The organism is Colwellia sp. BRX10-4, from assembly GCF_014077465.1.
Taxonomy (GTDB): Bacteria; Pseudomonadota; Gammaproteobacteria; order Enterobacterales; family Alteromonadaceae; genus Colwellia_A.
Map to the genome: position 1 here is coordinate 13,279 of NZ_JACGVZ010000004.1, position 26,613 is coordinate 39,891.

General features: G+C 37.1%; 20 protein-coding genes, 1 pseudogene and 1 riboswitch. Of the genes and pseudogenes, 8 read left to right on the forward strand and 13 right to left on the reverse strand.

The features are described from left to right. Positions 1-195 precede the first annotated feature (195 nt). On the forward strand, positions 196-753 hold the full coding sequence (locus H4J67_RS05265; protein WP_182174264.1) for a DUF1285 domain-containing protein: 558 nt from the start codon (positions 196-198) through the stop codon (positions 751-753). A 49-nt stretch (positions 754-802) separates the two neighbouring features. Here the strand turns inward: H4J67_RS05265 and hemN are convergent, their stop codons facing one another. The 7 genes and pseudogenes from hemN to H4J67_RS05300 form a co-directional block, all read right to left on the reverse strand. Then, a complete protein-coding gene (gene hemN / locus H4J67_RS05270; RefSeq protein WP_182203102.1) occupies positions 803-2,173 on the reverse strand; it encodes an oxygen-independent coproporphyrinogen III oxidase in 1,371 nt (456 codons plus the stop codon). 153 nt (positions 2,174-2,326) lie between these two features. After that, positions 2,327-2,818 (reverse strand): DUF2489 domain-containing protein, encoded by a 492-nt coding sequence (locus H4J67_RS05275; RefSeq protein WP_070375176.1) that lies wholly within the window; start codon positions 2,816-2,818, stop codon positions 2,327-2,329. A gap of 9 nt (positions 2,819-2,827) precedes the next feature. Then, the gene (yihI, locus tag H4J67_RS05280; RefSeq protein ID WP_182203104.1) at positions 2,828-3,415 is read right to left on the reverse strand and encodes a Der GTPase-activating protein YihI; all 588 of its coding nucleotides are present in this window, start codon (positions 3,413-3,415) and stop codon (positions 2,828-2,830) included. Positions 3,416-4,194: 779 nt separating this feature from the next. Then, on the reverse strand, positions 4,195-4,719 hold the full coding sequence (locus tag H4J67_RS05285; RefSeq protein WP_070375174.1) for a VOC family protein: 525 nt from the start codon (positions 4,717-4,719) through the stop codon (positions 4,195-4,197). Positions 4,720-4,839: 120 nt separating this feature from the next. Continuing rightward, on the reverse strand, positions 4,840-6,663 hold the full coding sequence (locus H4J67_RS05290; protein WP_182203106.1) for a M61 family metallopeptidase: 1,824 nt from the start codon (positions 6,661-6,663) through the stop codon (positions 4,840-4,842). A gap of 124 nt (positions 6,664-6,787) precedes the next feature. Continuing rightward, positions 6,788-7,648, reverse strand: coding sequence for a formyltetrahydrofolate deformylase (purU, locus tag H4J67_RS05295; RefSeq protein WP_182174249.1), 861 nt, complete (start codon positions 7,646-7,648; stop codon positions 6,788-6,790). A gap of 131 nt (positions 7,649-7,779) precedes the next feature. After that, a pseudogene (locus tag H4J67_RS05300) lies at positions 7,780-8,016 on the reverse strand (VF530 family DNA-binding protein); the annotation flags it as partial. 162 nt (positions 8,017-8,178) lie between these two features. Between H4J67_RS05300 and H4J67_RS05305 the strand changes: the two are divergent. Then, positions 8,179-10,059 (forward strand): methyl-accepting chemotaxis protein, encoded by a 1,881-nt coding sequence (locus tag H4J67_RS05305; RefSeq protein WP_182203108.1) that lies wholly within the window; start codon positions 8,179-8,181, stop codon positions 10,057-10,059. 96 nt (positions 10,060-10,155) lie between these two features. On the opposite strand, the gene H4J67_RS05310 is transcribed toward H4J67_RS05305, so the two are convergent. After that, a complete protein-coding gene (locus tag H4J67_RS05310) occupies positions 10,156-10,884 on the reverse strand; it encodes a glutathione peroxidase (protein ID WP_182174240.1) in 729 nt (242 codons plus the stop codon). A gap of 155 nt (positions 10,885-11,039) precedes the next feature. Beyond that, positions 11,040-14,294: an ATP-binding protein gene (locus H4J67_RS05315; RefSeq protein WP_182174237.1), complete on the reverse strand. Its 3,255-nt coding sequence runs from the start codon at positions 14,292-14,294 to the stop codon at positions 11,040-11,042. Positions 14,295-14,603: 309 nt separating this feature from the next. On the opposite strand from H4J67_RS05315, the gene hutG reads away from it, so the two are divergent. After that, positions 14,604-15,395, forward strand: a complete 792-nt coding sequence (gene hutG / locus H4J67_RS05320) for an N-formylglutamate deformylase (RefSeq protein WP_182174235.1) — start codon at positions 14,604-14,606, stop codon at positions 15,393-15,395. A gap of 130 nt (positions 15,396-15,525) precedes the next feature. Then, entirely contained in the window at positions 15,526-16,887 is a 1,362-nt protein-coding gene (locus H4J67_RS05325) for a formimidoylglutamate deiminase (protein ID WP_182203111.1), read from the forward strand. Between the two features lie 86 nt (positions 16,888-16,973). On the opposite strand, the gene H4J67_RS05330 is transcribed toward H4J67_RS05325, so the two are convergent. Continuing rightward, complete coding sequence (locus tag H4J67_RS05330; RefSeq protein WP_182174230.1) at positions 16,974-17,330, reverse strand: hypothetical protein; 357 nt, start codon at positions 17,328-17,330, stop codon at positions 16,974-16,976. A gap of 134 nt (positions 17,331-17,464) precedes the next feature. Here H4J67_RS05330 and ccoG point away from each other — a divergent pair, with 134 nt between their 5' ends. From ccoG to H4J67_RS05345, 3 genes are read left to right on the forward strand one after another with little or no spacing between them, the layout of a single operon-like run. Then, positions 17,465-18,898, forward strand: a complete 1,434-nt coding sequence (gene ccoG / locus H4J67_RS05335) for a cytochrome c oxidase accessory protein CcoG (RefSeq protein ID WP_182174227.1) — start codon at positions 17,465-17,467, stop codon at positions 18,896-18,898. Then, on the forward strand, positions 18,898-19,875 hold the full coding sequence (locus H4J67_RS05340) for a serine/threonine protein kinase (RefSeq protein ID WP_070375165.1): 978 nt from the start codon (positions 18,898-18,900) through the stop codon (positions 19,873-19,875). Before ccoG ends, H4J67_RS05340 begins: the two co-directional genes overlap by 1 nt. 41 nt (positions 19,876-19,916) lie before the next feature. Continuing rightward, positions 19,917-20,549 (forward strand): thiol:disulfide interchange protein DsbA/DsbL, encoded by a 633-nt coding sequence (locus H4J67_RS05345; RefSeq protein WP_182174224.1) that lies wholly within the window; start codon positions 19,917-19,919, stop codon positions 20,547-20,549. A gap of 30 nt (positions 20,550-20,579) precedes the next feature. On the opposite strand, the gene H4J67_RS05350 is transcribed toward H4J67_RS05345, so the two are convergent. The 3 genes from H4J67_RS05350 to H4J67_RS05360 are packed head-to-tail and all read right to left on the reverse strand — an operon-like array spanning position 20,580 to position 24,061. Next, positions 20,580-21,248 carry a TVP38/TMEM64 family protein gene (locus tag H4J67_RS05350; RefSeq protein ID WP_182174221.1) on the reverse strand — a complete coding sequence of 223 codons (669 nt, stop codon included), beginning with the start codon at positions 21,246-21,248 and terminating at the stop codon, positions 20,580-20,582. 11 nt (positions 21,249-21,259) lie between these two features. After that, positions 21,260-23,365 (reverse strand): SHOCT domain-containing protein, encoded by a 2,106-nt coding sequence (locus H4J67_RS05355; protein WP_182203113.1) that lies wholly within the window; start codon positions 23,363-23,365, stop codon positions 21,260-21,262. 45 nt (positions 23,366-23,410) lie between these two features. Continuing rightward, the gene (locus H4J67_RS05360) at positions 23,411-24,061 is read right to left on the reverse strand and encodes a single-stranded DNA-binding protein (protein ID WP_070375161.1); all 651 of its coding nucleotides are present in this window, start codon (positions 24,059-24,061) and stop codon (positions 23,411-23,413) included. A 119-nt stretch (positions 24,062-24,180) separates the two neighbouring features. Further along, positions 24,181-24,299, forward strand: a riboswitch (TPP riboswitch). 90 nt (positions 24,300-24,389) lie between these two features. On the opposite strand from H4J67_RS05360, the gene H4J67_RS05365 reads away from it, so the two are divergent. Next, positions 24,390-26,513 (forward strand): TonB-dependent receptor, encoded by a 2,124-nt coding sequence (locus tag H4J67_RS05365; RefSeq protein ID WP_182203115.1) that lies wholly within the window; start codon positions 24,390-24,392, stop codon positions 26,511-26,513. Positions 26,514-26,613 lie beyond the last annotated feature (100 nt).

Below are 26,613 nucleotides of genomic sequence, written 5' to 3' on the forward strand. Positions count from 1 at the left end.
GAGTATATTGTATTTTTAAGCAGATTGACAAGGAAAATTTTTGCTTTTAAGCGTTTTATGCGCATCATTTTGCTTAACTGTATTTTTTGCTAATTATTAAGTTAATTTTAGATGCCGTTTTACTAATGTCTCCTCATACTGTATTTTTAACTTAGGTATTAAAATTACTATCCAGCGGATAATTTGGCGGTATAAATGTCTCTAGACAAAATTTCTGAACAATTAAATAAGTTAACACCAGGTAACACTAAAAAATTACCGCCGATAGAATCATGGAATCCACCCTATTGTGGCGAAATTGATTTACAGGTTAAAGGTAATGGTGACTGGTTTTATGGTGGCACAATATTTAAACGGTTATCGTTAGTTAAACTTTTTGCTTCGGTTTTATTAAGAGAAGTCATAGGTGATTGCGACGAGTACTTTTTAGTGACCCCCGCTGAAAAAGTTAAGATTATTGTTGAAGACGCTCCTTTTGTATTAACGCAATGGGCTTGGCAAGATGATAACAAATTAATAATGACGGTTAGTACCAATGTAGATGACGAATTCGTGCTTGATGAAACTCATCCGTTAACGATGAATGCTAACGGCGAATTATATGTTTTAGTGCGTCGTAATTTATTGGCAAAAGTTCACCGCAATGTTTATTACCAATGGGCCGATTTAGCACAAGAAGTGGTTACAGAAAAAGGGATTGAATTAATTTTTTCAAGTGCTAACCACAAGTTTAGTTTAGGAAAAATTGATTAAATTTCTCACCTTTATAATTACTTATTGTTTATAAAGGTGAGAGTTTCGCTTAAATTACCCGCGAGAAGCGCTGTTGGTTAACGTGCTGTTTCATATAAGCATCAAAACTCATACAAATATTACGAATCAACAAGCGTGCTTTCTGATTTACTTTAATAAAATCAGCCGTATTTTCAAGTAAACCATCACTGATAAATGTTTTTAGTAGTGGTAAATCTTCAGCAAAATATTCGTCAAAATCAATGTCGTACTTTTTACTGTTCTGTTGTTTATCAATATATAAATTACACATTAATTCACGAATAACTTCGCCACGGATCACGTCATCTGTTGATAAAATAACCCCTTTCACTTGCGCGTTTTTTCTAGTATCTATCGCTTTATAATAGGCTTGCAATTCTTTAATATTTTGGCTGAAAGAAGTACCGATATTACTAATAGAAGAAACACCTAATCCTAATAAGTCACAACCACCCTTAGTGGTATAACCTTGGAAATTACGGTGCAGGGAACCCTCTTTTTGTGCAATAGCAAGTTCGTCATTAGGTTTAGCAAAGTGATCCATACCAATGAAATCGTAGCCAAAGTCACAAAGTTTTTCGATGGCAAGTTTCATTAAGGCAAATTTTTCTTGCACGCTGGGTAACCATTCGTCACGTAATTTACGTTGGGCAGCAAATCGATTTGGAATATGTGCATAGCTAAACAATGAAATACGGTCGACATCCATCTCATGAGCTTTGTTAAGCGTTTTTGTAAAGGTTTCTATCGTCTGGTGAGGCAAACCATAGATCAAGTCGATATTAATTGATTTGAAGCCTACTGCCTTTGCATGGGCAATAAAGTCGCTAATAAATTCGGTTGATTGCACACGATTAATTGTTTCTTGTACTTTTTTGTCAATGTCTTGTACGCCAATACTTAGACGATTAAAACCTAAGTCAAAGAGGTGTTCAGCAAGGTTCATTTCAATTTCACGCGGATCAATTTCTATACTCATTTCTACATGTTCAGCAAAAGTGAATTTTTCTTTTAATAAAGAGACTAATTTTGTGATTTGGATCTGGGTTAAAAAGCTGGGTGTTCCACCACCCCAATGGAGCTGTTTAACCGTATAGTCAGTAAATAATTCAGCTCGTGCACTAATTTCTTCCGACAAAAACTCTAAGTAGGTATCGGCCTTGTTACGGTGGCGGGCAATAACTTTATTACAGCCACAGTAGTAGCAAAGGCTATGGCAAAAGGGAATATGTACATACAAGGACAATTCACGGTTGGGTGAATCTTTCACTGCTTGGACGAAATCTTGTGCATAAAATTCATCATGAAATTCTAATGCCGTTGGATAAGAGGTATATCTAGGTCCACTGGTATTATATTTAGCCAGTAATTTAGGGTCAAAAAATTGATTTGCTTGCATGGTTGGTTACCGAGTTAGCCATTACTTATATACGCGTTATCAATCAAAATATAGGTTGAATGGTAACGGGTATATGCTAAGTAACAGTTTAACAATGCAAACATTAATGATATTGATCGAGCGCAATAAAGCGTTATTAACTTGGTATAAAAATTAACTTGCTAGGGCACTCATACGTTCTTGGGCATATTGATGCAAAGAGGTAACGTCAATTTTTATCTGTGCGGATAAATCGCTCTCTGCTTTCATACGTTCAAAATCAAGTTTCATACGCTCATTTTTGGCAAGTTTCTTTCTTGCATCAAGAATAGGCATATGTTTAATTTTATCATAAAGTTCAAAGACTGCAGGAAACTCTGCTGACAAACCACTACTCAACTTTAAAGAGTCGAGCAATACACTCAATCGCCAACAACCCTCAGCGATATCACACTGCTCTTCTTTCATTGCGTGGGCAATAATCACGACACTACTAAGGATCTTAGAATCGTGTTTTGCTAAGGCAATTTTTTTATCTTGCTCTGCCTGTTTTATTTTAGCCGTTTGTGCCTTTAGCTGGCTTAATAATTTCACCGCATAAAAAACAAGCGCTGCAATAATAATTACTCCGCCAACTACTACATAAATCCAAGGGGTTGAAAACATGATAAAGCCTTATTCGAATTTTGACAGGTCACTGTTGTCAAATTTATCCCAAAGATCATCACCAGATTTTGCTGTGCTTGTCGTTTCAGGTGATTCGTCGTCGTCATCTTCATCTTCTATGCCGAGTATCTCACGTATTTGTTGATGACGTTCCATTTTTTCATTGAAATAATCAACATCTTCGTTACTTAGCGAAATATCTTCATCTTGCTGGGCAAGGATACTTTGCAAACGGCTATCTTCTTCAATAGCGAATAGCTCTTGTTGCAATGAGGTATCAGCTTCAACAACACGAATAGCAGCAATTGGAGAGTTATCTGCTTTTACTTTGTTTTTCGCTTTAAAAGGTTGCACTGCCGCTGTTACCGGTCCGCCAAGATCTATTAGTTTTTTACTACCAATACGCGGATCTTTCTTTTCTGTAGGTAAGTGAGATTCTTTACCTGCATCAAAAGCTTCTTTTTGTCGGTTGCCGGCTTGCTTTCCTGTTTTCTTCTTTGGTTTTCTATCAACAGGAACTAGGGCTTTTTTCTTATCATCTTTTACTGCGCCGATAGGACCATTGCCTTGTTTTCTAGATTTTTTGGTACGAGACATAAAATAATTTCGTTTTTAAATTCAATGGTTCTATTTTACGTTATATTGTGGGAAACAGCGATAGTGTTTTTCATGATTAATTTTCAGGCATAAAAAAACGATGAACAAGTCATCGTTTTCATCAAACTTTAAGTGGTTATCCTAACCTATTAGCAATTCCGTTTATAAGCTTTAACGTATTATTATTTTTTATGTTGCGTTAAATACTCGGTTCTTTATTATCGGTCATCCTGACACTTTATTGGGTTGTCCTTATCGGTCTATTGACCTAAATATTAACAATCATCCTAATCTTAACTTAATCATCCGTATTCTTTTAAAGTAACCACTCATAAGAGAAGGTTAAGGCTTTCCGTGCAATTCAATCCATATTGTTATTTGGCTACAAAGTAGCTAGGCAATACTTTACCTTAGTTTATAAATGTCGCAAGTTATAAATATACATTTATTTACAATTCATGGGGTAAAAAAGATTAACTTGTTGTTTTTAAAGTCTATTAATTTAATTAAAAGTTATTGAATGGTAAGAATATGTTTTCTCTATGGTTAATGTCTTACATTAATAATCACAAATGGAGTACATTGTTGCGCTCGCTTTATATACGAAATCCTTCGTTTTATGTACTAATGTCCTATCTTGTCTAGTTTATGAGAGAAGTTTGTTGTGATTTTTAGGTTATACCGTGTTCGCAATAAACTAAGCTAAATAGAAATAATAGCTTAGTTTTATTTATTGGATATCGTTTGAGCATTAATGATTAATGAGGGATAAAATAGTTTTATTCGTGTAACCAGGCCGCGTGTTTTGGTGCAACTTTAGTAACAGCCCACTCTTCAATCATTAAAGGTGCAACCCTTTTTAATTCTTTCATTTGTTCAACCGTACCGGTATTCGCTGCTAATTCTAAGCGATGACCACTCGGGTCAAAGAAATAAATTGATTTGAATACACCATGATGAACTGGGCCTAATACATCAACACCTTTACTTTGTAACTCTTCCTTTGCGGCGACAAGTGCATCAACATCTTCAACTTCTAATGCGATGTGCTGTACCCATGTTGGTGTGTTTTCATCTCGGCCCATGGTTGGAGAATTAGGAATTTCAAAAAAGGCTAAAACATTACCCATGCCCGCGTCTAAAAATATGTGCATATAAGGGTCTGGTGCCTTAGTCGACGGTACCTCATTTTCAGCGATGGCTACCGTTAGCTCCATGTTCAAATGTTCTTTGTACCAATCAACAGTAACTTTTGCATCAGTACAACGATAAGCGACGTGGTGAATTCGTTTCATTTTGATCATTTTAAACCCTTAATATTCTAGTTTTGAAAGCAATAAGGTTATTTTTGCACAAAGTAACTTTTGTTACTAGTTTGTGGTTTTTTAATTACACTAGCGTTTTACTTTTTTGTGGCAAAAAATTTACAGTAGATTTTTACAGCGCCATTTTTTGCTGAGCGTGCTGTCCACTTCAGTAATAGCGATGGCGGCCAGTGGTGAATCAAGAAAAACAATGTGACCGGTCATTAATTGATCATCACGAAAGTAGTGGCAGGTAAGCTCAGTATTTTCTGGTAAATGATCAGCCAGTTGCTGCAAAGATTTTTCAGTGACTTTTATATTATGTACGGCAAGTAAAATATCGTTAACTGCCAAGCCAGCTTCAGCTGCAGGAGAGTTTTCAATAACCTGAGTAATCTTCACGCCTAGAGGTAACGCGCTATATTGTGCACCGATATAAGGAGAATAGGCTTTATTGTCAGTAGTCTCTAAGCTATTAAGTTTCTGAAACTTTTGAGCAGTAAAGGCAATACCTACTTGCTTAAGTAATGGTGCTAACTCAATACGTTGAGCACTGTTAAGTAAGGCTTGAAAAGCCACTGTAATATCATCATTACAGAGAATATTGGCAATGTTTATAAAGTCTTCCTCACGGGTACCAATATTTGTTCTACCGAAATGTATCCATAATTCGCGCATTAAGGTGTCTAAGCTGTAGACACCTGCTGACTTTTCTCTAATCGTTAAATCTAGCCAAAGTGCAATTAAAGCGCCTTTAGTGTAATAGCTAACAATATTATTTACGCCATCTGGACCTTGTTGATAAAACTTGGTCCAAGTATCAAAGCTAGAGTCACTGACACTTTGTTTTAATTCCCCTTGGCTCCGGTATACTCGAGTCGCTGTCTTAGATAATTGCAGTAAATAGTCTTCAAAACTGATCAATCCGCTGCGAAACAATGAAAAATCATCATAATAAGAAGTGATGCCTTCATAGGCCCACAATTGTCTCGTGTGCACTTCGTGCTGTAAGTTGTAGGGAATAAACTCTTTCGGTTTAATGCGGCATACATTCCAAGCGTGGAAGTATTCATGTGAACATAAGCTGAGAAAAGTTTGATAATTTTCAGACGTTTCATCAGGTTTATTAGGGTTGGGTAAATCAAAGCGGCTGGCTTGTAAAATTGTCGAGTTTTTATGTTCAAGCCCACCAAAACCGCTGCCTAACAAATGGGTAATAAACCAGTACTCTTTAAAAGGGACCTCGCCAAATAAGTTAATATGATGCTGGCAAAGCTTAGCTATATCTCGTTTTAGGCGCTCCCGATCACCAAAATGTTGGCTAGTAAAGACTAAGTGATGGGTAACACCTTCGACAACAAATTCAAAAGCATCAAAGTTACCAATGGCAACAGGGCAATCGATAAGTTCTTGATAGTCTTTAGCAATATAATCACCTAACTGATATTTATCAGTGCCTGTAGCGCGTGTTAAGCCCGTGGCAACTCGCCAACTATTTAACTGTTGCGACGATTCAGTTGTTAATTCTTTTGGTAATGCAATAGTCAACTGACAGCATTCTTCTGGCAATTCTTGCACTTGTAAAAAAGTTGAGCTGCCATTAAAAAAGCCACGTTCACTGTCTAAGTAAGCGGTGCGTACCGATAAATCAAAAGCGAATACTTGATAACATATTGAAGTATTGACACTTGTTGCGGTAAATTTCCAAGTTTGTTTGTCGGTTTTATTCAGCGCAATTGTCTCAGTATTTTGAGCTGCTGTTGGGTCACTGTTATAAGCGCTAATTTCAGTAATATTTTTTGCAAAGTCACGGATCATATAGCTTCCCGGTAACCAAGCGGGTAGCGATAAATGATAAGTCTTATTCACTTGTGTGGCAAAAGAAAGCGTAACCAAAAATAAATGGCTGTTTAGATTTTTAGGCGTTATTTGGTAGTGGATCATTGGAAAACACAACTAATTAAGACAAAAGGTTATGGCTTAATGTAGCAGAAATAGTGAATGAAAACAGTAAAGCACCCAGCGTATTAGGGGCTTTACTCGTTATGTTTACCTTATAAATTAACCGCTAAAGTAAAATAACTGTTTTGCCCTGATTTAAACAGACACGTTGCTCGGCATGCATTCTAACCGCATGAGACAATGCTGTTGCTTCAATGTCGTGACCACTATGAACCATCTGCTCTATCGTCAGGCTATGGTTAATGGCTTTTACTTCTTGCACAATAATAGGGCCTTCATCTAAGTCACTAGTGATATAGTGGGCGGTTGCGCCAATCACTTTCACACCACGTTGGTGGGCTTGATGGTAAGGTTTTGCGCCTTTAAAGCTGGGTAAAAAAGAATGATGAATATTAATAGCTCGACCTTGCCATTGTTGACAAAAATCATCAGACAAAATTTGCATATAACGCGCAAGCACTAATAAGTCTGTTTTGTAGTTTATTAATAAGGCTTGTAATTCACTTTCTTGTTGCGCTTTTGTCGAAGTAGAAATAGGTAAGTGATGAAAAGGAATTTTATGCCAATCAACTAAAGCTTGGCAGTCCTGATGGTTTGAAACCACAGCAGCAACATTAATAGGTAAAACACCGGCTTTCACTTTGGTTAATAACGACACCAAGCAATGATCATCTTTCGATACCGCGATAACAACATTTGGAAAATCATCACGTTCTCTTAATTGAAAGTTCATCGCAAGCGGTTGGGCTAATTCGGCTATGGCTTGACGGAATTGTGCAATTGAAACGGTTAAATTTCTGTCATCAAATGCGATACGCGAGAAAAAAATCGAGGTATACGGGTCGCTGTACTGTGAGGTTTCAGTAATAAAAGCGCCGTGTTGATAAAGGCTCTGAGAAACTTTTGCTAATACTCCTGAAGTATCAGGGCATTGCCAAGTTAAAATATAGTGATTAATGGGTTTCATACCTGACTCCAAAAAATAATGAATATGGAGTCAGTGTGACAGGTTTTTAATCAAGCAATTAGTTTATTGCGCTATAAGCTAAAATTTTTATTGAGTATGAGTAGCTTGCGTGATTATTGACCGCTATTTTTTTCATCATTTACTTGATGCACTTTATGATAATTTTTGATAAAAAGTGCCTCAACTTTTTCACGTGCCCAAGGTGTTTTACGTAAAAACTTTAAGGTTGAATTGATACTAGGATCTTCAGTGAAGCATTTAATTTTTATTTGTTGACTAAGCGCAGGGTAACCAAAAAATTCAACAAGTTCGGTAACAAGTGCTTTTAAGGTGATGCCATGTAATGGGTTGAAAGGTTGATTGTCCATAAGAGTAATTAGCGATACTATCAATAAAAATATAGCGTTATTTTATCAGATTAATTTTGAAGTTGCTTTCAAAAGATTAAATGCAACGGGAAGTTGGATCTAGATATTTCCAGTGCTATGGTAATGCCATGAAGTTAGCTAATAAAGTAAGGAAGATCATCAGTGATTAAATTAAAATTTTCCCATAAAATAATTATGGCGTCTACAGTATTATTACTAATAGCCTTGTCGGTATCTACATCAATTAATTATATATTTTTAAAAGATCACACCCAAAAAAATCTTAATAATGCTATCGATGAAATAGGCCGTTCGGTTTCTGGAAATATTGCTAACTGGTTAACAAATCGTCTACAAATAATTGATGCAGTGGCGCTTAATATTACTGACATTAATAGTCATGAAGAAATTTTTCATGCGGTTCAGCAAGCAGTAAAAGCCGGGATGATGAAAAATACCTTTGTTGGACTAGCCAGTACCGGCGAATTTATCCTTGATGATTTATCGATACAACTTCCAGAAGGTTTTGATATTCGGCAGCGCCCTTGGTATTTACTTGCAAAAGAAGGGCGTAAGTCTTCTTTTACTGAAACTTATATAGATGCCACTACGGATCAAAAAGTATTGACTGCTGTAGCGCCTATTTTGAAAAATGGACAGTTTATTGGTGCAGCAGGAGGTGATATTTTTCTAGATGAAATTTCATCGATTCTGAATGAAATTGATTTTCTTGATTTAGGCTATGCCTATTTAATGACTTCAAAAGGGAAGATTCTCAGTCATCCTGATGTGAAATATGTCGATAAAGAGGTGAGTGAATTATTAGGTCAAACACCGCCATTTTCGAGTGACTTAAATGAGATTAATAATAACACCATAGTTTCATTTATCCCCATTAAAGGCATTGACTCGGTTAATTGGTATGTAGGTGTCGTACTTGACAGCGAAAAAGCTTACCAACCCATGGTGAACTCGAGAAACACTGCCATTATTGTGGTTATCGCTAGCTTACTTGCAACGATTATTCTTATGCATTTATTGTTTAGCTATTTAATGAAACCTATTCATACCTTAAACCTTGCCATAAAAGGTATTTCTCGTGGCGACGGTGATTTAACCCAACGTTTATCGGTTGAGAGCCACGATGAGTTTGGTGAACTATCAGAAAACTTTAATGATTTTATAGAAACTATGCATCATTCGATGCGACGAGTTAAAGAGTCAGCGGCAAATTTACAACAGCAGATTGGCCAAGTTCGACAAAGCTCACAAGTCGGTATTGATATGGCCGATCAACAGCTTAATCGTGGTGAAAGTGTATCGACAGCGGTAACCGAGTTAAATAACTCTTCACAAGAAATTTCGACTAACGCACTAACGGCTTCTAACTTAACATCAGGCATGCAAGCGCAGTCAAATGAAGGGCTGGTGGCACTCAATGAAAATATTCAGTCAATTGAACATTTGTTGAAAATAATGACACAGTCAAGCGGCGAAATTGAAAAATTAAGCAGTGAAACTAAAAATATAGTCAGCATTTTAGATGTTATTAAAGGGGTTAGTTCACAAACTAATTTACTCGCGTTAAATGCCGCTATTGAAGCAGCACGAGCAGGGGAGCAGGGCCGAGGTTTTGCTGTAGTAGCTGATGAAGTTAGACAGTTAGCACAACGTACTCAAGAAGCTGCACTTGAAATCGAAACCATGATTGATAACTTAGAAAAAGGCACCGACGCTGTGGTTATTTCTATGGACGAAAGTCAAAAAAATAGTACCAGTAGTGTGCAAAAAGCCAAAGTAGCTGACGAAAAAATGCAATTAATTATTCATATGTTACAACAGGTTGATAATGAAAATCATGCAGTAACTGAAGCGACTCAACAACAAGTTAATGTGATCAGATCAATTGATGAAGATATATTAAATTTGATGGATTTAAATCAGCAAGGCGTACAAAATTTACAGCAAACGCAGCAAGCTTGTGACAGTTTACAACAAGAATTCACCGGCTTAAATGATATAGTGGGTAAGTTTAAAGTCTAACGTGCAAATGTATAAAAAAGCTAGATAACGTGAGTTATCTAGCTTTTTTTATTGTATCGCCAGCAATAAGTGTTGAGTGCTGGCTAATAATAAAGTTTAACCAAAGTAAGCGGCTAAATCTTCACTACCACCAATGTTTTTACCATCAATAAATACTTGTGGTACGGTATCTGAGTTAGTAATAGCACGGAACATTGAAGTATTTACGTCGCTACCAACGATCAATTCTTCAAACTTTAAACCTTGGCTTGTTAATAATGCTTTAGCCTTTTTACAAAATAGACAATCGGGCTTACTAAAAATTGTAATTTCTTGAGACTGCACCGCTTCAGGATTAATGTAATTGAGCATGGTATCGGCGTCAGATACTTCAAATGGGTCGCCGGGTAAATCAGGTTCAATGAACATTTTTTCTATAACACCATTTTTTACTAGCATTGAATAGCGCCAGCTACGCTTACCAAAACCAATTTCTTTTTTATCAACTAATAAACCCATCGCTTGAGTAAAGTCACCATTGCCATCAGGAATGAAACTAATGTTGGCTGCGTCTTTGTCTTGTGCCCAAGCATTCATTACAAAGGTATCGTTAACAGAAATACAAACAATTTCATCAACACCATTAGCGTTAAATTTTTTCGCTAGTTCATTGTATCTTGGTAAATGTGAAGATGAACAAGTCGGTGTAAATGCGCCTGGTAATGAAAATACAATGACGGTTTTATTCGCAAAAATTTCATCACTGTTTCGACTTGCCCAACCATCGGCAGTAATAATAGGAAAAGTAGTGTTTGGAACTTGCTGTGTTTCTTTATTGGTAAACATAGTCACTCGCTTTGATTGATTTGAATCGATTAAGTGGCACTAGTATGGGTGAATAACTTGATTTAATAAAGTGATAAAAACAATTTACAATGATTGATTAAAGCGATTAATAATAAAAATTTTAATCCAGATTGATAATGAAAGAATCACATGACTTATGACAATAGCCAACGTTTAATTTCTTCGGTCATTATATCAAGTTGTAAATAAAGGTAGCTAGCAGATGCTTTTATATCTTTACTATTTTCAGCCCTAGCTTGCTGGCTAACCTCATTGAGCGTTTTAGCTATTTCAGGATGGGAAAAATACCGTGTACTGCCTTTTAGCTTGTGAGCAAGTGCTTGTATATATTTATGATCAAAATTCTCGGTGGCGCTTAGCCACTGCTTTTTTTCTTTTTGCCATGAGGCGATAAAAAGTCGACCAACATTTTTACTCAGTTCGATGTCGTGCTCATTATTTTTCAGCAGCATGTCTAAATCAAAAAGGCTGAAATTTTGTTTAATTAAGTCGTTTTTCTGCTGCTTCTTTAATAACTGTCGATAAGCATTGTTGAGCTTGTTGGTTATTTCTTCCTGTGGGCAAGGTTTAGCCATATAGTCATTGAAACCTGCAGCAATACACCTTTCTGCCGCGCCACTCAAAGCATCGGCGGTTACAGCAATTAACCAAAGCGGTCGGCTTTGCTCGCTTGCTGTTAACGTTTGAGCGAGTTCAAAACCATCAACATTTGGCATATGACAATCAGATATAATAATGTCATAAGCCTGTTTTTCATGTAAATCTAAAGCTTCTTGGCCGTCGTAAGCAATATCGGCTTTAATATTTAGACGCGCAAGTTGCGCACAGAGCACTTTAACGTTTACTAGGTTATCTTCGGCAATAAGAATACGTAGATCTTGAAAACGGTTATCGTCAGCGGCATTAATTAAACGGGTATTACTGCGACGGTTATCGGTGGAACTTTCTAAAGTTGACTGTTTTAGCTTTAAGCTAAAATGGAAAGAACTCCCTTGGTTTAGCGTTGAATCAATCTTAATTTCGCTACCCATCGCTGATATTATTTCTTGGCAAATACTTAACCCTAAACCCGTACCACCATATTTTCGCGTAATGTCGTCATCGGCTTGAATAAAGGGCGTAAATAAAAACGTTTGTTTTTCTGCCGCTATGCCCATGCCGGTGTCTTTTACATCAAAATAAAGTGTGTCGTAGGTATTTTTATTGATAACCTCACTGCTAACAACCGTAACAATTAAATCGATTTTTCCTTTATCAGTGAACTTAATCGCGTTACTAAGCAAATTATTAAGCACTTGTGTGAAGCGTGTCGGGTCGGTTAAATAGCAGTGGCTTATTTTATTGTCTATTTGTAAGTTAATATCTAATGGTTTGTGGTGTTCAATGTGATTAAAGCCACTAATAATATTTTTACAAAGTAAGTTAACATTTACTGGCACCGATTCTAAAGTCAGTTTGCCGGCGTCCATCTTTGAAAAGTCGAGCACATCATTGAGTAAAGCGAGTAAGTTAGTTGCCGAGCCTTGTAATGTTTCAAGTAAATCATTTTGTTCTTTATTTAAAGGTGTGAAAGCAAGGGCTTCTGCCATACCTAATACACCGTTCATCGGCGTTCTAATTTCATGACTCATCCGGGCAAGAAAAGTAATTTTCGCTTGTGCTGATTTCTCAGCTTCTATTTTTGCAGACTCAGCAATTGATAATGCATGTTCAATTTTTAGTTGTGCAAGCTTTCTGACCCTAAGCTGTCGATAATAAATCCAAAAAATAATCAGCCCAAAAAGCATAATAGCGACAAACAAATAACTGACATTTCGATAGGCAGTAGCAATTTGTTTATCGGCATTATTTTCATGGAAAGCCGTTTGACTCCATTTTGTATAAAGTCTTTCGTAATCTTTAGCAGAAACACTTTTAATGGTGCGATTAAGTAAGCTAATAACAATATCGTTACCGGGGGGACTCGCGAAAAAAAATTGAGCATTATCATTAAAGTTTATTAATGGTTGGCTGGTGAGATTAGAGAGTTGATTTTCTTTAACCAAATAAGAAGAAATGAGAGAGCCACCAATAAAGACATCAGATTCCCCCAAGGATACTGAAGTAATGGCCGCATTGATCGAGTCAAAGTAATTAAGGTGCGCAAAAGGAAGCTTTTCTAATAATAATTGGGTGGCATTAAAGTTATTAACCACAGCAACTTTTTTGTCACCTATGCCACTTAAGCCATCTATTATTGTGTCATTATGGCGATAAACCATACTATAACTGGCTTGCAAATAGGGCTCAGAAAAAATAAGCTTTTTCTCTCGATCTTTATTACGCTCAACCAACGGCAGCACATTAATTTTTTGTTGTGCTAAAGACGAAAAAATTTGCTCTACATTTCTTACATAAACAGGTTTATAGATAATACCGGTACGCTCAGTTGAAAGCGTAAATAAATCAATGGTGAAGCCTCGCTCGGTAATGTGATTAAAGTTTTTAGTAATAATGTAGGGCGGAAAACCTCCAGACACCACAGGAAAAAAAAGTTGATTATGGTCAATAATAAAATCTTTTTCAGCAACAGATAAATTTGTAAAATAGCTGCCAAAAGTTAACGAGATATTTCCTTCATTTAAGGTAATATATTTGTTATTCCACAACTCGGCTTGTTGTCGACTTACTGAGCGGATGCCGTCGTTAATTTTATGCATCAAGCTTCTATTGTTTTTACTCACGGCAAAGCGAAAGTCAACTTCCGGTGCTTCATCTTCAGTAATGTGAAAATCGCCACTGAGCTTATATTCTTTTAACTTTTCATTAAGTAACCAGGGTTTTGTTGCATATAAGGCATCATACTTTTTATAATCGCCAAGCAGCTTATCAAGATCTTGATAATAATAGCGTTCAATATCGCGACTAATAGAACTTAAAGTTGATTGATCGTCAGAGTAGATACCTATTTGCAGGCCGTTACTTTTATTACTTTGAATGCGACGAAACACTTTTTGTTTGAATTTAGCATAGGGAATACTAAAAAATACATCTGTTTGATCTTGCTGGTAACGAGTAACGGCGACGACATCAATACTCTTATTAGCAAGTGATTGATAAGCCTTTTCTGTTGGCATGTAGCTAAACGATACTTCACGTTGATTATCTATTGCCCAAATTTGCCAATATTCTTTAAGAAAGTTAACCAGCAGTTGAAACTTCTCTCCAGAAGCTGCATTGATTGACGCTCTATCAGGTAAAGCTATTCGAAGGGGCGCTTTACTGTTGGATAGTTGCTCTGCATAGACACTAAAAGTGACTAACAAAATACTGCACAATAATGTGCGTTTAAGCCAAGTAGACAAGTGCCATAACATATTCTTTATATCGCTTATAATGTCATCATTCATGGTTTAAAACTTAGGTCTTTATTTGCGTTTATCTATGGAGGCAGAAGTGAAGTCTTAATAAATACACTCTATGCTATAAGTAGCAAACCAGCAAATTTTAATAAATAAGTGATTGATTTAATATAATGAAAATCAGATGTTTTTTAGGTAATACTAGCTACTGCTTCCCGAGTTATTATTAAATAAACCTTAGTGGCCAACAAGTAAAGCAACTAAAAAGATCAGTATCACAGCGCAATAAATTTGCTTGCTACAGTAACAGCATGATAAATTACCCCTAAAGTTGTATATACAATTAAAAGGTTGAAGATGTCTAACACTTACACGTTAATAAAAGGTCGAATTCCATTGCTTATCAGCATGCCGCATAACGGTGAGGCTTTACCTGAATATATTGCCAATAAAATGACTGAACAAGGCAGAAAAGTGGCTGATACTGATTGGCATAAAGACAAGCTTTACGCCTTTGCTCAAGCGCGGGGTGCATATATTATTATGCCCAAATATAGCCGCTATGTTATTGACCTAAATCGAGATCCAGCAGGTGTTGATTTATACCCTGGTGCCAATAGTACTGAATTGTGTCCGACGACCTCATTTGACCTTGCGCCACTTTACCTTGAAGGGCAAGCTCCAGAAAAAGATGAAATATTACATCGGGTAACCACGTATTGGCAGCCTTATCATCAAGCATTAAAAAGCACTCTAGCTGACATGCAGAATGAATTTGGTAAAGCCGTTTTACTAGAGGCCCATTCTATTTTGTCGACCGTGCCGAGATTTTTTGAAGGCCAATTACCCGATTTTAATTTTGGTACAGCTGATGGTAAAAGCTGCGCGCCTGAATTAATCACCGCACTACAAAAACTTGATTACTCACCTTATAGCATGATCACTAACGGGCGGTTTAAAGGCGGCTTTATTACCCGAGAGTATGGTCAACCGCTAAAAAATATTCATGCGGTACAGTTAGAGCTTTCACAACGTACTTACATGAGTGAGCCCAGTCCAGAATACAATGAAGTGTTGGCAAGTGAGGTTATTCCTAAGCTTAAACAGTTAGTAGAAACCTTGATTAAGTTTTCACAACAAAAATTCTAGTGTAGGTGTGCTCGTATGAATGAGTCGCGATAACTATTTTATTAAGCCTTAATCATCAGTCAGTGGTGAATAGGTAAACGCAGTAAATATAGATTGGGTTTTACAACAAAAATTAGTAAAGGTATTTTCGATGAAGTTATTTGCAGAACGTATTTTATTAAGCAGCGGTTGGCATACGCAGCAAACATTAACCATAGAAAATGGTGTAATCACCGCAATAGCATCAGGCCATATTGATGGCGCTGAGCGAGTAGGGGTTGTTATTCCTGGTATGGTTAATTGCCACTCCCATGCTTTTCAACGTGCCTTTGCGGGTTTCAGTGAACAAGGTAGTGAAGGGCAAGACAGTTTTTGGACATGGCGCAGCATCATGTACAAGTTTATCGATCAACTGACGGTAAACGATGCCGAAATAATTGCCCGACAGCTTTATATTGAAATGCTTAAAATGGGTTATACCCGTGTTGCAGAATTTCATTATTTACATCATGAAATTAATGGTGAAAACCATGATGAACTTGCTGCCATGGCAAAAGCCATTTTTAAGGCCAGTAAGCAGTCGGGAATTGGTTTAACATTATTACCAGTACTTTATCGTTTCAGTGGCTTTGGTCCTTTACCGGCAAATGACGGCCAAAAGCGCTTTATTAATTCAATAGAACAATTCAATCAACTGGTCAGTGACTGCTTTACCTTAAGTGCTCATTATCAAAATACCAATGTTGGCATTGCGCCTCACTCATTAAGAGCGGTTGATAAAACGTCTTTAGAGCAGGCGGTAAAACATGTCCGTAGTTTAGATAATAAAGCGCCAGTGCATATTCATATCGCTGAGCAGCAAAAAGAAGTCAATGATTGTTTAGCGCATTATGGCCAACGCCCGGTGGAATGGTTATTAAATAATGTCACATTAGATCCACAATGGTGTTTAATTCATGCGACACATATCAACGAACAAGAACGCCAAGGCATTATTGCCAGTAAAGCGATTGCAGGAATTTGCCCAACCACTGAAGCAAATCTAGGTGACGGTATTTTCCCCACCAGCGAATTTTTAGCAGAAAATGGCACCTTAGCGATTGGCTCTGACAGTCATATTTCAGTGAATCCTATCGAAGAGTTACGCTGGTTAGAATACGCACAACGCTTAATTAAGCAACAACGTGCTATTTTAGCAACAGAAGATCAACCTTCAGTAGGTCGTAATTTGTGGCAACAAGCAGCCTTAGGGGGCGCCCAAAGTACAAATAGTAATACCGGTGAGTTAGCGATAGGTAAACAAGCCGATTTACTGGTACTTAATGCCAAAAAAGTGGCTTTGTTTGCTCACCACGACCAACACTTATTAGACAGTATGATTTTTGCAAGTCAGCATAATATGATTAACGACGTTATGGTCAATGGCCACTGGGTGATTAACGGCGGCATTCATCACCTAGAGCAAGAGTCTGAACAAGCATTCTCTAAGCTATTGGCCAGTCTTTCTGCTTAGCATTAAACTGTTATCGCACATCTAAGTTGTAGATCTGCTCGATAACAGCTTTATATCTTTTATAGGTTATTAATATTTCAATTTGCCTATAACAACGAACTATACTGAGCAATTGTTTTACAAACTTTCGCTTGGTTTTCTCGGTGCAAATGTGGGGATTGTTGTTTGGCATTACAAAAATCAGTAAAAAAAGCTTTTACTGATTTTCTATCGCTGGTTATTTCTTTTAAAAATTGTTGTTCTTCAAGACTAAAATTAACAAGCTGACTCTTTAGGTCAGTATAAATTTTATCGGCCTTCAACCTTACTTTGGTATCTGTAGCTTCTGAAAAGGCATTAGAAATGGCGTTTTTCTGTTCTGAAAACCACTCGTCTACTTCTGGTTGAGGATAAAAGTGTAAAAATAATGCCGCTGCGACGATTAAGATCAATAAATTTTTCATAATTCTTTATATAATTGAATGATTATATAAGAATAATCAATTTTCGGCTTATTCACTAATATTAATTGTTTTATAACGTATTCTTAGATAAATATCGTTATAATCTTGAGGCTTTCGTATATCAAGGATTTATCGTGAAATCAGAAGACAAGATCAAAAAAGCGCAGATACAAATTCCCGTTAAAAATATTAAAATACATCAACCCAATCAGGTAGAAACCTACCAGCCTCGTGATCAAATTTATGTGCGCAAAGTTAGTGGTATTTTCCAATTACTTAGGCAGCGGATGAACTTTTTTTTCTTAGCACTTTTTGCGGCACTGCCTTGGTTACGATATAACGATCATCAAGCCATTTTATTTGATATTGCAGAACAACGCTTCACGCTCTTTGGACTAACCTTGTGGCCACAAGACTTAACCTTACTCGCTTGGCTCTGTATTCTTAGTGCTTTTTTACTGTTTTTTGTTACCACCTTTTTAGGGCGTGTTTGGTGTGGATATTTATGCCCACAAACTGTCTGGACCTTTATTTTTATCTGGTTTGAAGAAAAAATTGAAGGGACCGCTAATCAGCGTAAAAAGCTGGATAGCCGCGAACTTGATTTTGACAAATTCTGGCGTAAAGCCTTAAAACATACTTGTTGGTTATTTTTCTCGATACTAACGGCATTAACGTTTGTCGGTTATTTTGCACCGGTTGATGAAGTGTTTATTGACTTTTTTACTTTTCAGGCCTCGTTTGCTTTAGCGGCGACTGTTTGGTTCTTTGCTTTTTGTACTTATGGTAATGCTGGCTGGATGCGGGAAATTATGTGTCTACATATGTGTCCTTATGCACGTTTCCAATCAGCGATGTTTGATAAAGATACCTTAACGGTTACATATGACTTTAATCGCGGTGAAAGTCGTGGTGCACGCTCGCGTAAAATAGCACATGAATCATTAGAATTAGGTGACTGTATTGACTGCAACCTTTGTGTGCAGGTCTGTCCAACCGGTATAGATATTCGTAACGGCTTACAATATGAATGTATAAATTGTGGTGCATGTGTTGACGCATGTGACGGGGTTATGGAAAAAATGAATTACCCGAAAGGGCTAATACGTTACACCACCGAGCATGAATTACAAGGTAAGAAGGTTCATTTTATTCGTTCAAAATTAGTAGGTTATGCTATCGTTTTATTGGTGATGTGTAGCTTGTTAGTTTTAGAGATTGTTAATCGCGCTCCGGTCACTATGGACATTATTCGCGACAGAAATGAACTGGCCAAAGAAAAATTTAACGGTGATATAGAAAATGTGTACACCTTAAAAATCTTAAATAAATCGCAAACTGATAACGTTTATCGCTTGTCTGTTAAAGGGATTGAAAACACTAAGTGGCATGGCGAGCAAGAAGTCATGGTAAAAGCCGCTGCTGTGTATACGTTACCGATGAGTCTGTCTGTAGACCCCTATGAATTAAAAGGTTACATGACCGATATTTCATTTGTTATTGAGTTGGTTTCAGAGGAAGATGACGTTTCTCTTGAACATGAAAGCAGGTTTTTTAATAAACGCTAATGTCTGTATTTGATTTTACTACCCTATCACCCGACTTGATCTTAGATGGCCTAGAAAGTACTGGCCTCTTTGTTGATAGCGGCTTGCTGGCTTTAAATAGTTATGAAAACCGTGTTTATCAATTTCATGACGAAGATAAGAAAAAATACGTCACCAAGTTTTATCGACCGCAACGCTGGACCGAAGCTGAACTTAGAGAAGAGCATAGCTTTTCTTTTGAATTAGCAAAACATGAATTACCCTTAGTTGCGCCGTTAAAAATTGGTGGAGAATCACTTTTTTCTCATCAAGGCTTTCATTTTGCTATCTACCCTTGTCGGGGCGGACGTATTTTCGAAGTAGACAATTTAGATCAGCTTGAATGGATGGGACGATTTTTAGGACGTATTCATGCCGTCGCGGCGACAAAACCTTTTAAACATCGCCCGACCTATAACAAGCAAGAAATGCTTTTTCAGGCCACCGATATTATAAAAGACTCTGGTTTTGTGCCACATTACCTAAGCAAAGCTTTCTTTACTATTTTAGAACAAGTGGTTGATATTGCAGCGCAGCAATATCAACCCAGCCATGAAATACGTTTACACGGTGATTGTCATGCCGGTAATATTTTATGGACAGACAAAGGTCCACATTTTGTCGATTTAGATGATTGTCGCATGGGGCCTGCTATTCAAGACCTATGGATGATGCTTTCAGGTGATCGCCAACAACGGTTATTACAACTTGATACTATGCTTTCGGGATACGAAGAATTTTATTCATTTGAACCCAAGCAACTTATTTTGATAGAATCATTACGTACCATGCGTGTTGTTAATTATATGGCTTGGTTATGTAAGCGCTGGCAAGACCCAGCGTTCCCGCATAACTTCCCATGGTTTAATACTGATAAGTATTGGGAACAGCAAATTTTAATGTTGAAAGAGCAAGTGTCTGCCCTTCAACAGCCACCATTAAGTTTATTACCTGCATAATTATTAATAGCGCAGGGCTATTGTTTGAGGAAAAACGTTAAATGAAAAAATTAGTGAGTTTATTTGTGATGTTATTATTGCCATTAATGGCATCAGCAGCAAATTATCAAGAAGGTACGCATTATACAATCGTGAGCGAACAGGCTACCAAAAAGCCTGAAGTACGTGAATTCTTTTCATTTTACTGTCCACATTGTTTCAAGTTTTCACCTTTCATGACTAGCGTTAAAAAGCAGTTACCAGCAGGGGTTAAATTTGAATTCAATCACGTTGATTTTTTACGTGGCGCTTCTCAAGTGATGCAGGAAACGTTAAGTAAAGCGGTAGTTGTTGCCGAGCAAATGGACATGGAAACTAAGCTAATGGGCGCACTTTTTAATTATATTCATGTGCAGCGCGCAGTCTTTACTTCTGAAAAAGATATTCGTAATGTTTTTGTTTTGAATGGCGCTGATGGCGAAAAGTTTGACAAATTAATGAAAAGCTTTGGTGTAAATAGCCAAGTAAAACAAATGAAGAAAAAGCAAACCTACTACGCAAAAAGTGGTGGTTTAACAGGTGTGCCAGCCGTTATTGTTAATGGCCGCTACAAAATTGAAAATGCAGGTTTAGATAAAAACAACTTTGAAGCTGACTACAGCAACTTAGTGAAGTATTTGTTAACACTCGACTAAATGACCGTTAGCAAGACAATAAAAAAGGAGCTAAATAGCTCCTTTTTTATCGCGTTTTTTTTCTTTTTTATACAACAAATAGCCAAAAATTAACGCAACAACCAGTAAAGATAAACTCAGTAATATTTGCTGTTCCTCCCCGACTTTAATACCTGCGCCAAGTAATGAAAATATCAACATCTGTGGAATAAAGCCAATACAAGTGCCTGTAACATAAGGGATAAACCTTACCTTAGCCATGCCTGCTAATATGTTAGTTAAAAAGTTTGAGCCCGCAGGTAACAAACGAATAACTAGAGCTTTGCTGAAGGTGTCCGTTGAGAAAAAAGTAGATAGTGTGATTAGTTTTTCGGGGTAAGCGTCAAGCACCCTTTGTCTAAAAAAGGTTTTTGCGATAAATAACGTTAGCATGCAACCGAGTGTTGCCGCTAAAGTGGCCAGCAGCGTCCCATAAACAATGCCAAAGATGTAACCACAAGAAAAAGCAGCGACTTGCCTGGGTAAACCTATACTGGTCAGTAATGCCAATAGACTTAAAACCATTAACACCCCCAGATATCCTTGAGGAATAAACTGGTCAAGTAATGGCTGTAGGTTATTGTTTTTCAATACATCTAAAGAAAATAACACGCTAAAAAGAATGGCAATACTAATTAATGTGGTCATTAAAAAAAGTGTTTTAGTTTGTTTGCTCAGCATCTCTATCCATATTAAACAATCATATCTGATAAAATTTTCGCTTTCGCTAAACTAAATTCTTCATCGGTTAAAAAACCCTGTTGTTTTAAATCAACAAGCTTGTCTAGCGCACTTATTAATTCCGAGTCATGAACAACGATGTCGTGCAATACCGCTGCGGTTTGCTTACTAGGTAGCGGTTCTTTTATTACGGAGGCATCAATGCTTTTAGGCTCGGCCTTTTTTTTCTTAAAAACTTTTTTTATCGCGCTCTTAGCGATGGCTACTTTTAGTGGTCGTGGCGTTGTTGCTTCTGGATTCAGCTGGGTGGCAATAAACCAGTTCCAATCAATTAATGACTCTAAGGTATCAAAATATTTCGCTTTGGTTAGACGCTGGTTACCTTTTCTAAAATATAAGCATACAACATATGTTTTAGCGTTTTTATCGGTTAAATAAAGCAGGACTTGTCGAGTTTCATCATTAATAAGCTTATGGCGATGCGCTTGATTAAATGACAAGCGCAGTTTGTTCTCGCATTGCTCATTGTAACCATGGTTAATATCCTCATTAATAATACTGACGTTGCTATCGTTTACCCAAATTTCACTTTTAACAATATCGGCAATAGCCAATTGACTGTCTACTTCTGACTGATGGCGCTTGTAAAACGATACGGTTGTTTGGCTAGTATCGAGTTCAAAGCGTGCAAACATACCTCTTAATTTTGCTTTTTGATTGACCGTTTTTAGTCGTAATCGATAAAACGCCACCGCAACCACCAATATAAACAGGGTAAGCAGTAGTTTGCCATAAGCGCTATTGTTGAGTGGCGCCGATTGTTCATCACTTTTTTTCTCCACCTGAATACGCTTACTATTCTCACTTTTTAATGGGATAGCCTTTACCGATAATAATTGTTTATTGGTTAAATCTAACAGTAAGGGTTCGCCGTTGTGATTAAAGAGTAATGACACTTTATTTTTTGGAGAAAGCTCATCACGACTAAAAGACAAAATAGGTAATGCAGCGGCGCCACTTTTAGCCTCACTATTTACCATCGTGGTATTCAATTGGGCAAGTTGCCAATTTTTTGAATCATTAATAAGATATAAGACACTTCCCACAGACGCTTCTAGGTTTCGCCCATAATAAGGGAAAATATTTCCATGAGTCCCTTGAGTAGATTTCAGCGGAAAAACAAGGTTGTTTTGGTAAGAATCTCGCCAGTCAGCACCTTTATCAGCAACAACAACTTGGTGAGCGCCATCGTAGTCATGTTCTACGAGTAATGCGCCATAATGTTTTTTTGACCACGAAAAAGAACTAATGCTTTGAGCACCTAAAATAAAGATCTCATTGTTAACGTCGTTTGTTTTCATAAAAGGGTTACTACTTGGCACCCTATAATTTCTTAAGCCCAATTTTTCAGGATTAATGCGTAACACAACGCCAGAATATAAAGCGCCTTCGCTAGCGTTGGCTAAGCTAGCGTTACTGTCAGACAAAGCAACAAGCATTAAGCCATAATCATCGTGCCATACTTTATTATATGGATTAAAGGCAATTTTCTGTATTTGGTGTGTGGCAGTTGGCACCGCAATTCTCAGCACTTCTCTGCGTTGCTGCACATCAATTTTAATTGCCGCTGTGTTGTCGTATTGCCACTGCGTTATCACAGCGTCAAATGGCAATGCAACCGGATCGGCTAATAGCGTTAATCGCGCAACATTATTGTTTATTTTAGCGGGCTCAATATGTGCAGTAAAAAAGTTTTGAAAGCCAGTTTTATCTGCTAACAAAAAACTGGGGTGAAACGTTAGCGCGGTTAATTCAACTTGTTTATCGGTAGTATGATTATTTAAAGGTAAGCTTGCTAAAAAAGTGAGCTTGGCATTATTAAGTAAAGACAATTCGCCAGCAGCGTTTGCAATTAAGTATTGCTGCTTATTCTCACTATTAACAGGTAATGCAATAACGGTTGTTTTATTAGTTGAACTTAGGCTAGGTAGCTGGGCTAAAACTTCGAGTCGAACTTCTTCAGCAACCGTAGTTAAGGGCGTTAATAGCCAATAAAAAGCCAGCAACATTAGAAGTGCTTGCGTAGTTATTTTTTTTATATAATGAAAAACGTCCATATTTTGCCAACAATCCTAATTTTATAAAATTATAGGTAATCCGTTTTAATGTTTCAATAAAATGACTTGGTGTGAATCAATAAATTGTGATTTTTTACTATCATTGAGATAGCTTAATCTTCCGTCGACAACTAATTGGTCGCCTAGCTCGGCTTTATCTTTAATATAATGTGCTTGTTTGCCCCAGATATGTACCGAACGTTCGATAGAAATATTTTGGGTTTGCTGTGTTATAGGCGAATACACTAAATTATTAACGGTTAAGTTAAGCGCGACTAATTCTTTATTATTCTCGGTTAGTACTAAATTAATGTCGCTGCTTATTTCACCACTCATATGCACTTGGTTTATTGACTGGGCGTAACCCTTTGCAAATGTTTGTGCATAAGTGGCGTGTAGTATTTCACGGTTAGCTTTTTTACTATTAAGTAAATAACCTTGCACTAAAATAATATCACCCTTTTGCGAGTGAATAAGTGAACGATCAACAATATCACCAATAACTTTAACCGTATGATAACTCGTCCATTCTTTAAACTGTTGGCTCGTTTTGTCAAACCATCGGCTATGGGTTGCTAATACCAACTCAGCTACAGCAAGGACTGGGTTTGCTTGATAACGAATATCAGGCTTAGCAACTAAATTTCCTAATAAGGTTACTGAACATAAATGATTTTGGCTTAGATGATTTGTCATGGCAATTTAATAAAAAAAACTATAGTGCTAATTTACTGAAAATCATCAGATTAAGCAAATACATGACATTAAACAACCATAATTTTTCTGTACTTTGATGATAAAATTGTTAGTATGCCGAACAAACCAAGGGGTGCAATAAAAAGCTGTTGTTAATAAGCTTTTGTATTGCTGAGAATTTTTACCCTTAATACCTGAAACGGATAATGCCGGCGTAGGAATGGTTAATATGTTGAATATTTATCGTAAACACTTTGTGTAAGTGCTTACTTACGGTGTATTTGCCTTATTGCTCTTTTTTGCTTGCATGCCATAAAAAGAGCCCAGTATGAATTTTATAAAATCTCCTATTTCAATCGCGGTAACAACGACTTTATTGACTTTTGCCAGTGTCACACAAGCAAATGAGTCAAATGATATTGAGCGTATAACTGTCACTTCCAGTTTTAATAAGCAATCTTTAGCGCAAGCACCTACTAGTATTGCAATCATCGACCAACAAAAAATAGCTGAGCAGGGCATTCAACATTTTGAAGAAGTTATTAATGGTGTCGCCAACTTAAATTTCTCTGGTGGAACATCTCGTCCGAAATATTTACAAATTAGAGGCGTCGGTGAACGCTCTGAATACCGCGGTGCGCCAAACTCATCAGTGGGCTTCATTGTCGACGATATCGATTTGTCAGGCTTGGGCATGGCAGCTTCTATGTACGATGTTCAACAAGTTGAAGTCTTAAGAGGTCCACAAGGAACACGTTTTGGTGCCAATGCGCTTGCGGGTTTAATTTACATAAAATCAAAAGACGCAACAGAATTACCCGAGCATGGTTTTAAAGTAACATTAGGCAATGACGACTTAATTAATGTTGCCGGTTATAGCTCTGGTGCTCTCACTGAAGACTTAAATTACCGCATATCACTAGAGCAACATCAACAAAACGGTTATCGCGACAATCTTTATTTAAATAGAGATGATACTAATGGCATTGACGAGTTTTCTGGAAAGTTCAAATTGCAATATACGGCAATAGAAGATTTAAGTGTTGATTTTACTTATATATTTGCGGATAACGATAATAGTTTCGATCCTTGGACATTAGATAACAACGGCTTTAATACGATCACGGACAATCCAGGTGTTGATAATCAAAAATCGCATGGTGGGGCACTAAAATTTAGTTTTGAAGGTTTGTCATTTGCAAAATTCGAAGCGATAAGTAGCTATACCACGACAGAGCATCAGCACGCTTATGATGGTGATTGGGCAAACGCAGATTATTGGGCAAGTAAAAATTGTGATGGTGCGCCATGTGAATACAGTTACCTTTGGGACAAACGCGCCGATAGAGATGTATGGTCACAAGAGTTTCGATTATCATCAAATGACGCTTCAAGAATTTTCGACAATACAACTGCTTGGCTAGTGGGTACTTACATTAGCAAAATGAATGAAGATAACGACCTTGACTCTTTTTATAATGGTTGGGCAGACGAAGTACTAGACTCTACATACTCAGCTAATAATTATGCAATTTTTACCCAGTTAGACAGTGTTCTTAACTATGGCCATGAGTTATCAGTAGGTTTGCGCGTTGAAAAACGTTCAACCGATTATAGCGATAGTGCTGGCGATGAGTTTGAACCGTCTGAAACCATGTGGGGTGGACACGTCGCATTGAGTAAGATCATTAACAATGAGCATTCTGCCTATATTCGTGTCGCGCGTGGCTACAAAGCGGGTGGTTTTAATATGGATTTACCCGAGCAATTAATCCAATTTAAAGAATTTGATACCGAAGTCTTAGTCAATTATGAATTAGGCCTACAATCGAATATGCTAAATAATACCTTAGTCAGCCGACTAGCCTTATTCTATATGGACAGACAAGATCAACAAGTTAATGCTTCTCAACAGAACCCTGATAAGCCACAGCAATTCACCATTTACACAGCAAATGCCACCAGTTCAAGCAGTTACGGTTTGGAACTTGAGTTAACATATCAAGTTAATAGTAATTTAACGATCGACTCGACAGTGGGCTACCTAAACGCAACATATGATGTTTATGGCTATTCTGACAAGTACGGTACAAACATTGACATTTCAGGACGCGATTTAGCACACGCACCAAGCTATACCTTCAGCCTTGGCTCTACGTATCGCAGCGATAATGGCGTTGTTTTTAATGTGAACTGGTCAGGAAAAGATGAATTTTTCTTCTCTGATAGCCATGACGAAAAAGCGTCAAGTTCAAACTTATTGAATGCGAAAGTTGCTTATGAACTCGCTGACTGGTCTATTTCACTTTGGGCTAGAAATATTACCGATGAAAAAATTGCAACACGTGGCTTCTTCTTCGGCAACGAACCTGATTTAGATTGGGTAGCTAAAAAATATCAACGTTTTGGAGCACCAAGACAAATTGGTGTAACGTTTGATTATAACTTTTAAAGCTAGCACTTTTAAGTTAACAAACGATCATGCTGAACGAACATTTCGTCATGATGAAGTAACACGTTGTCATGCTGAATTTATTTCAGTATCTGTATTT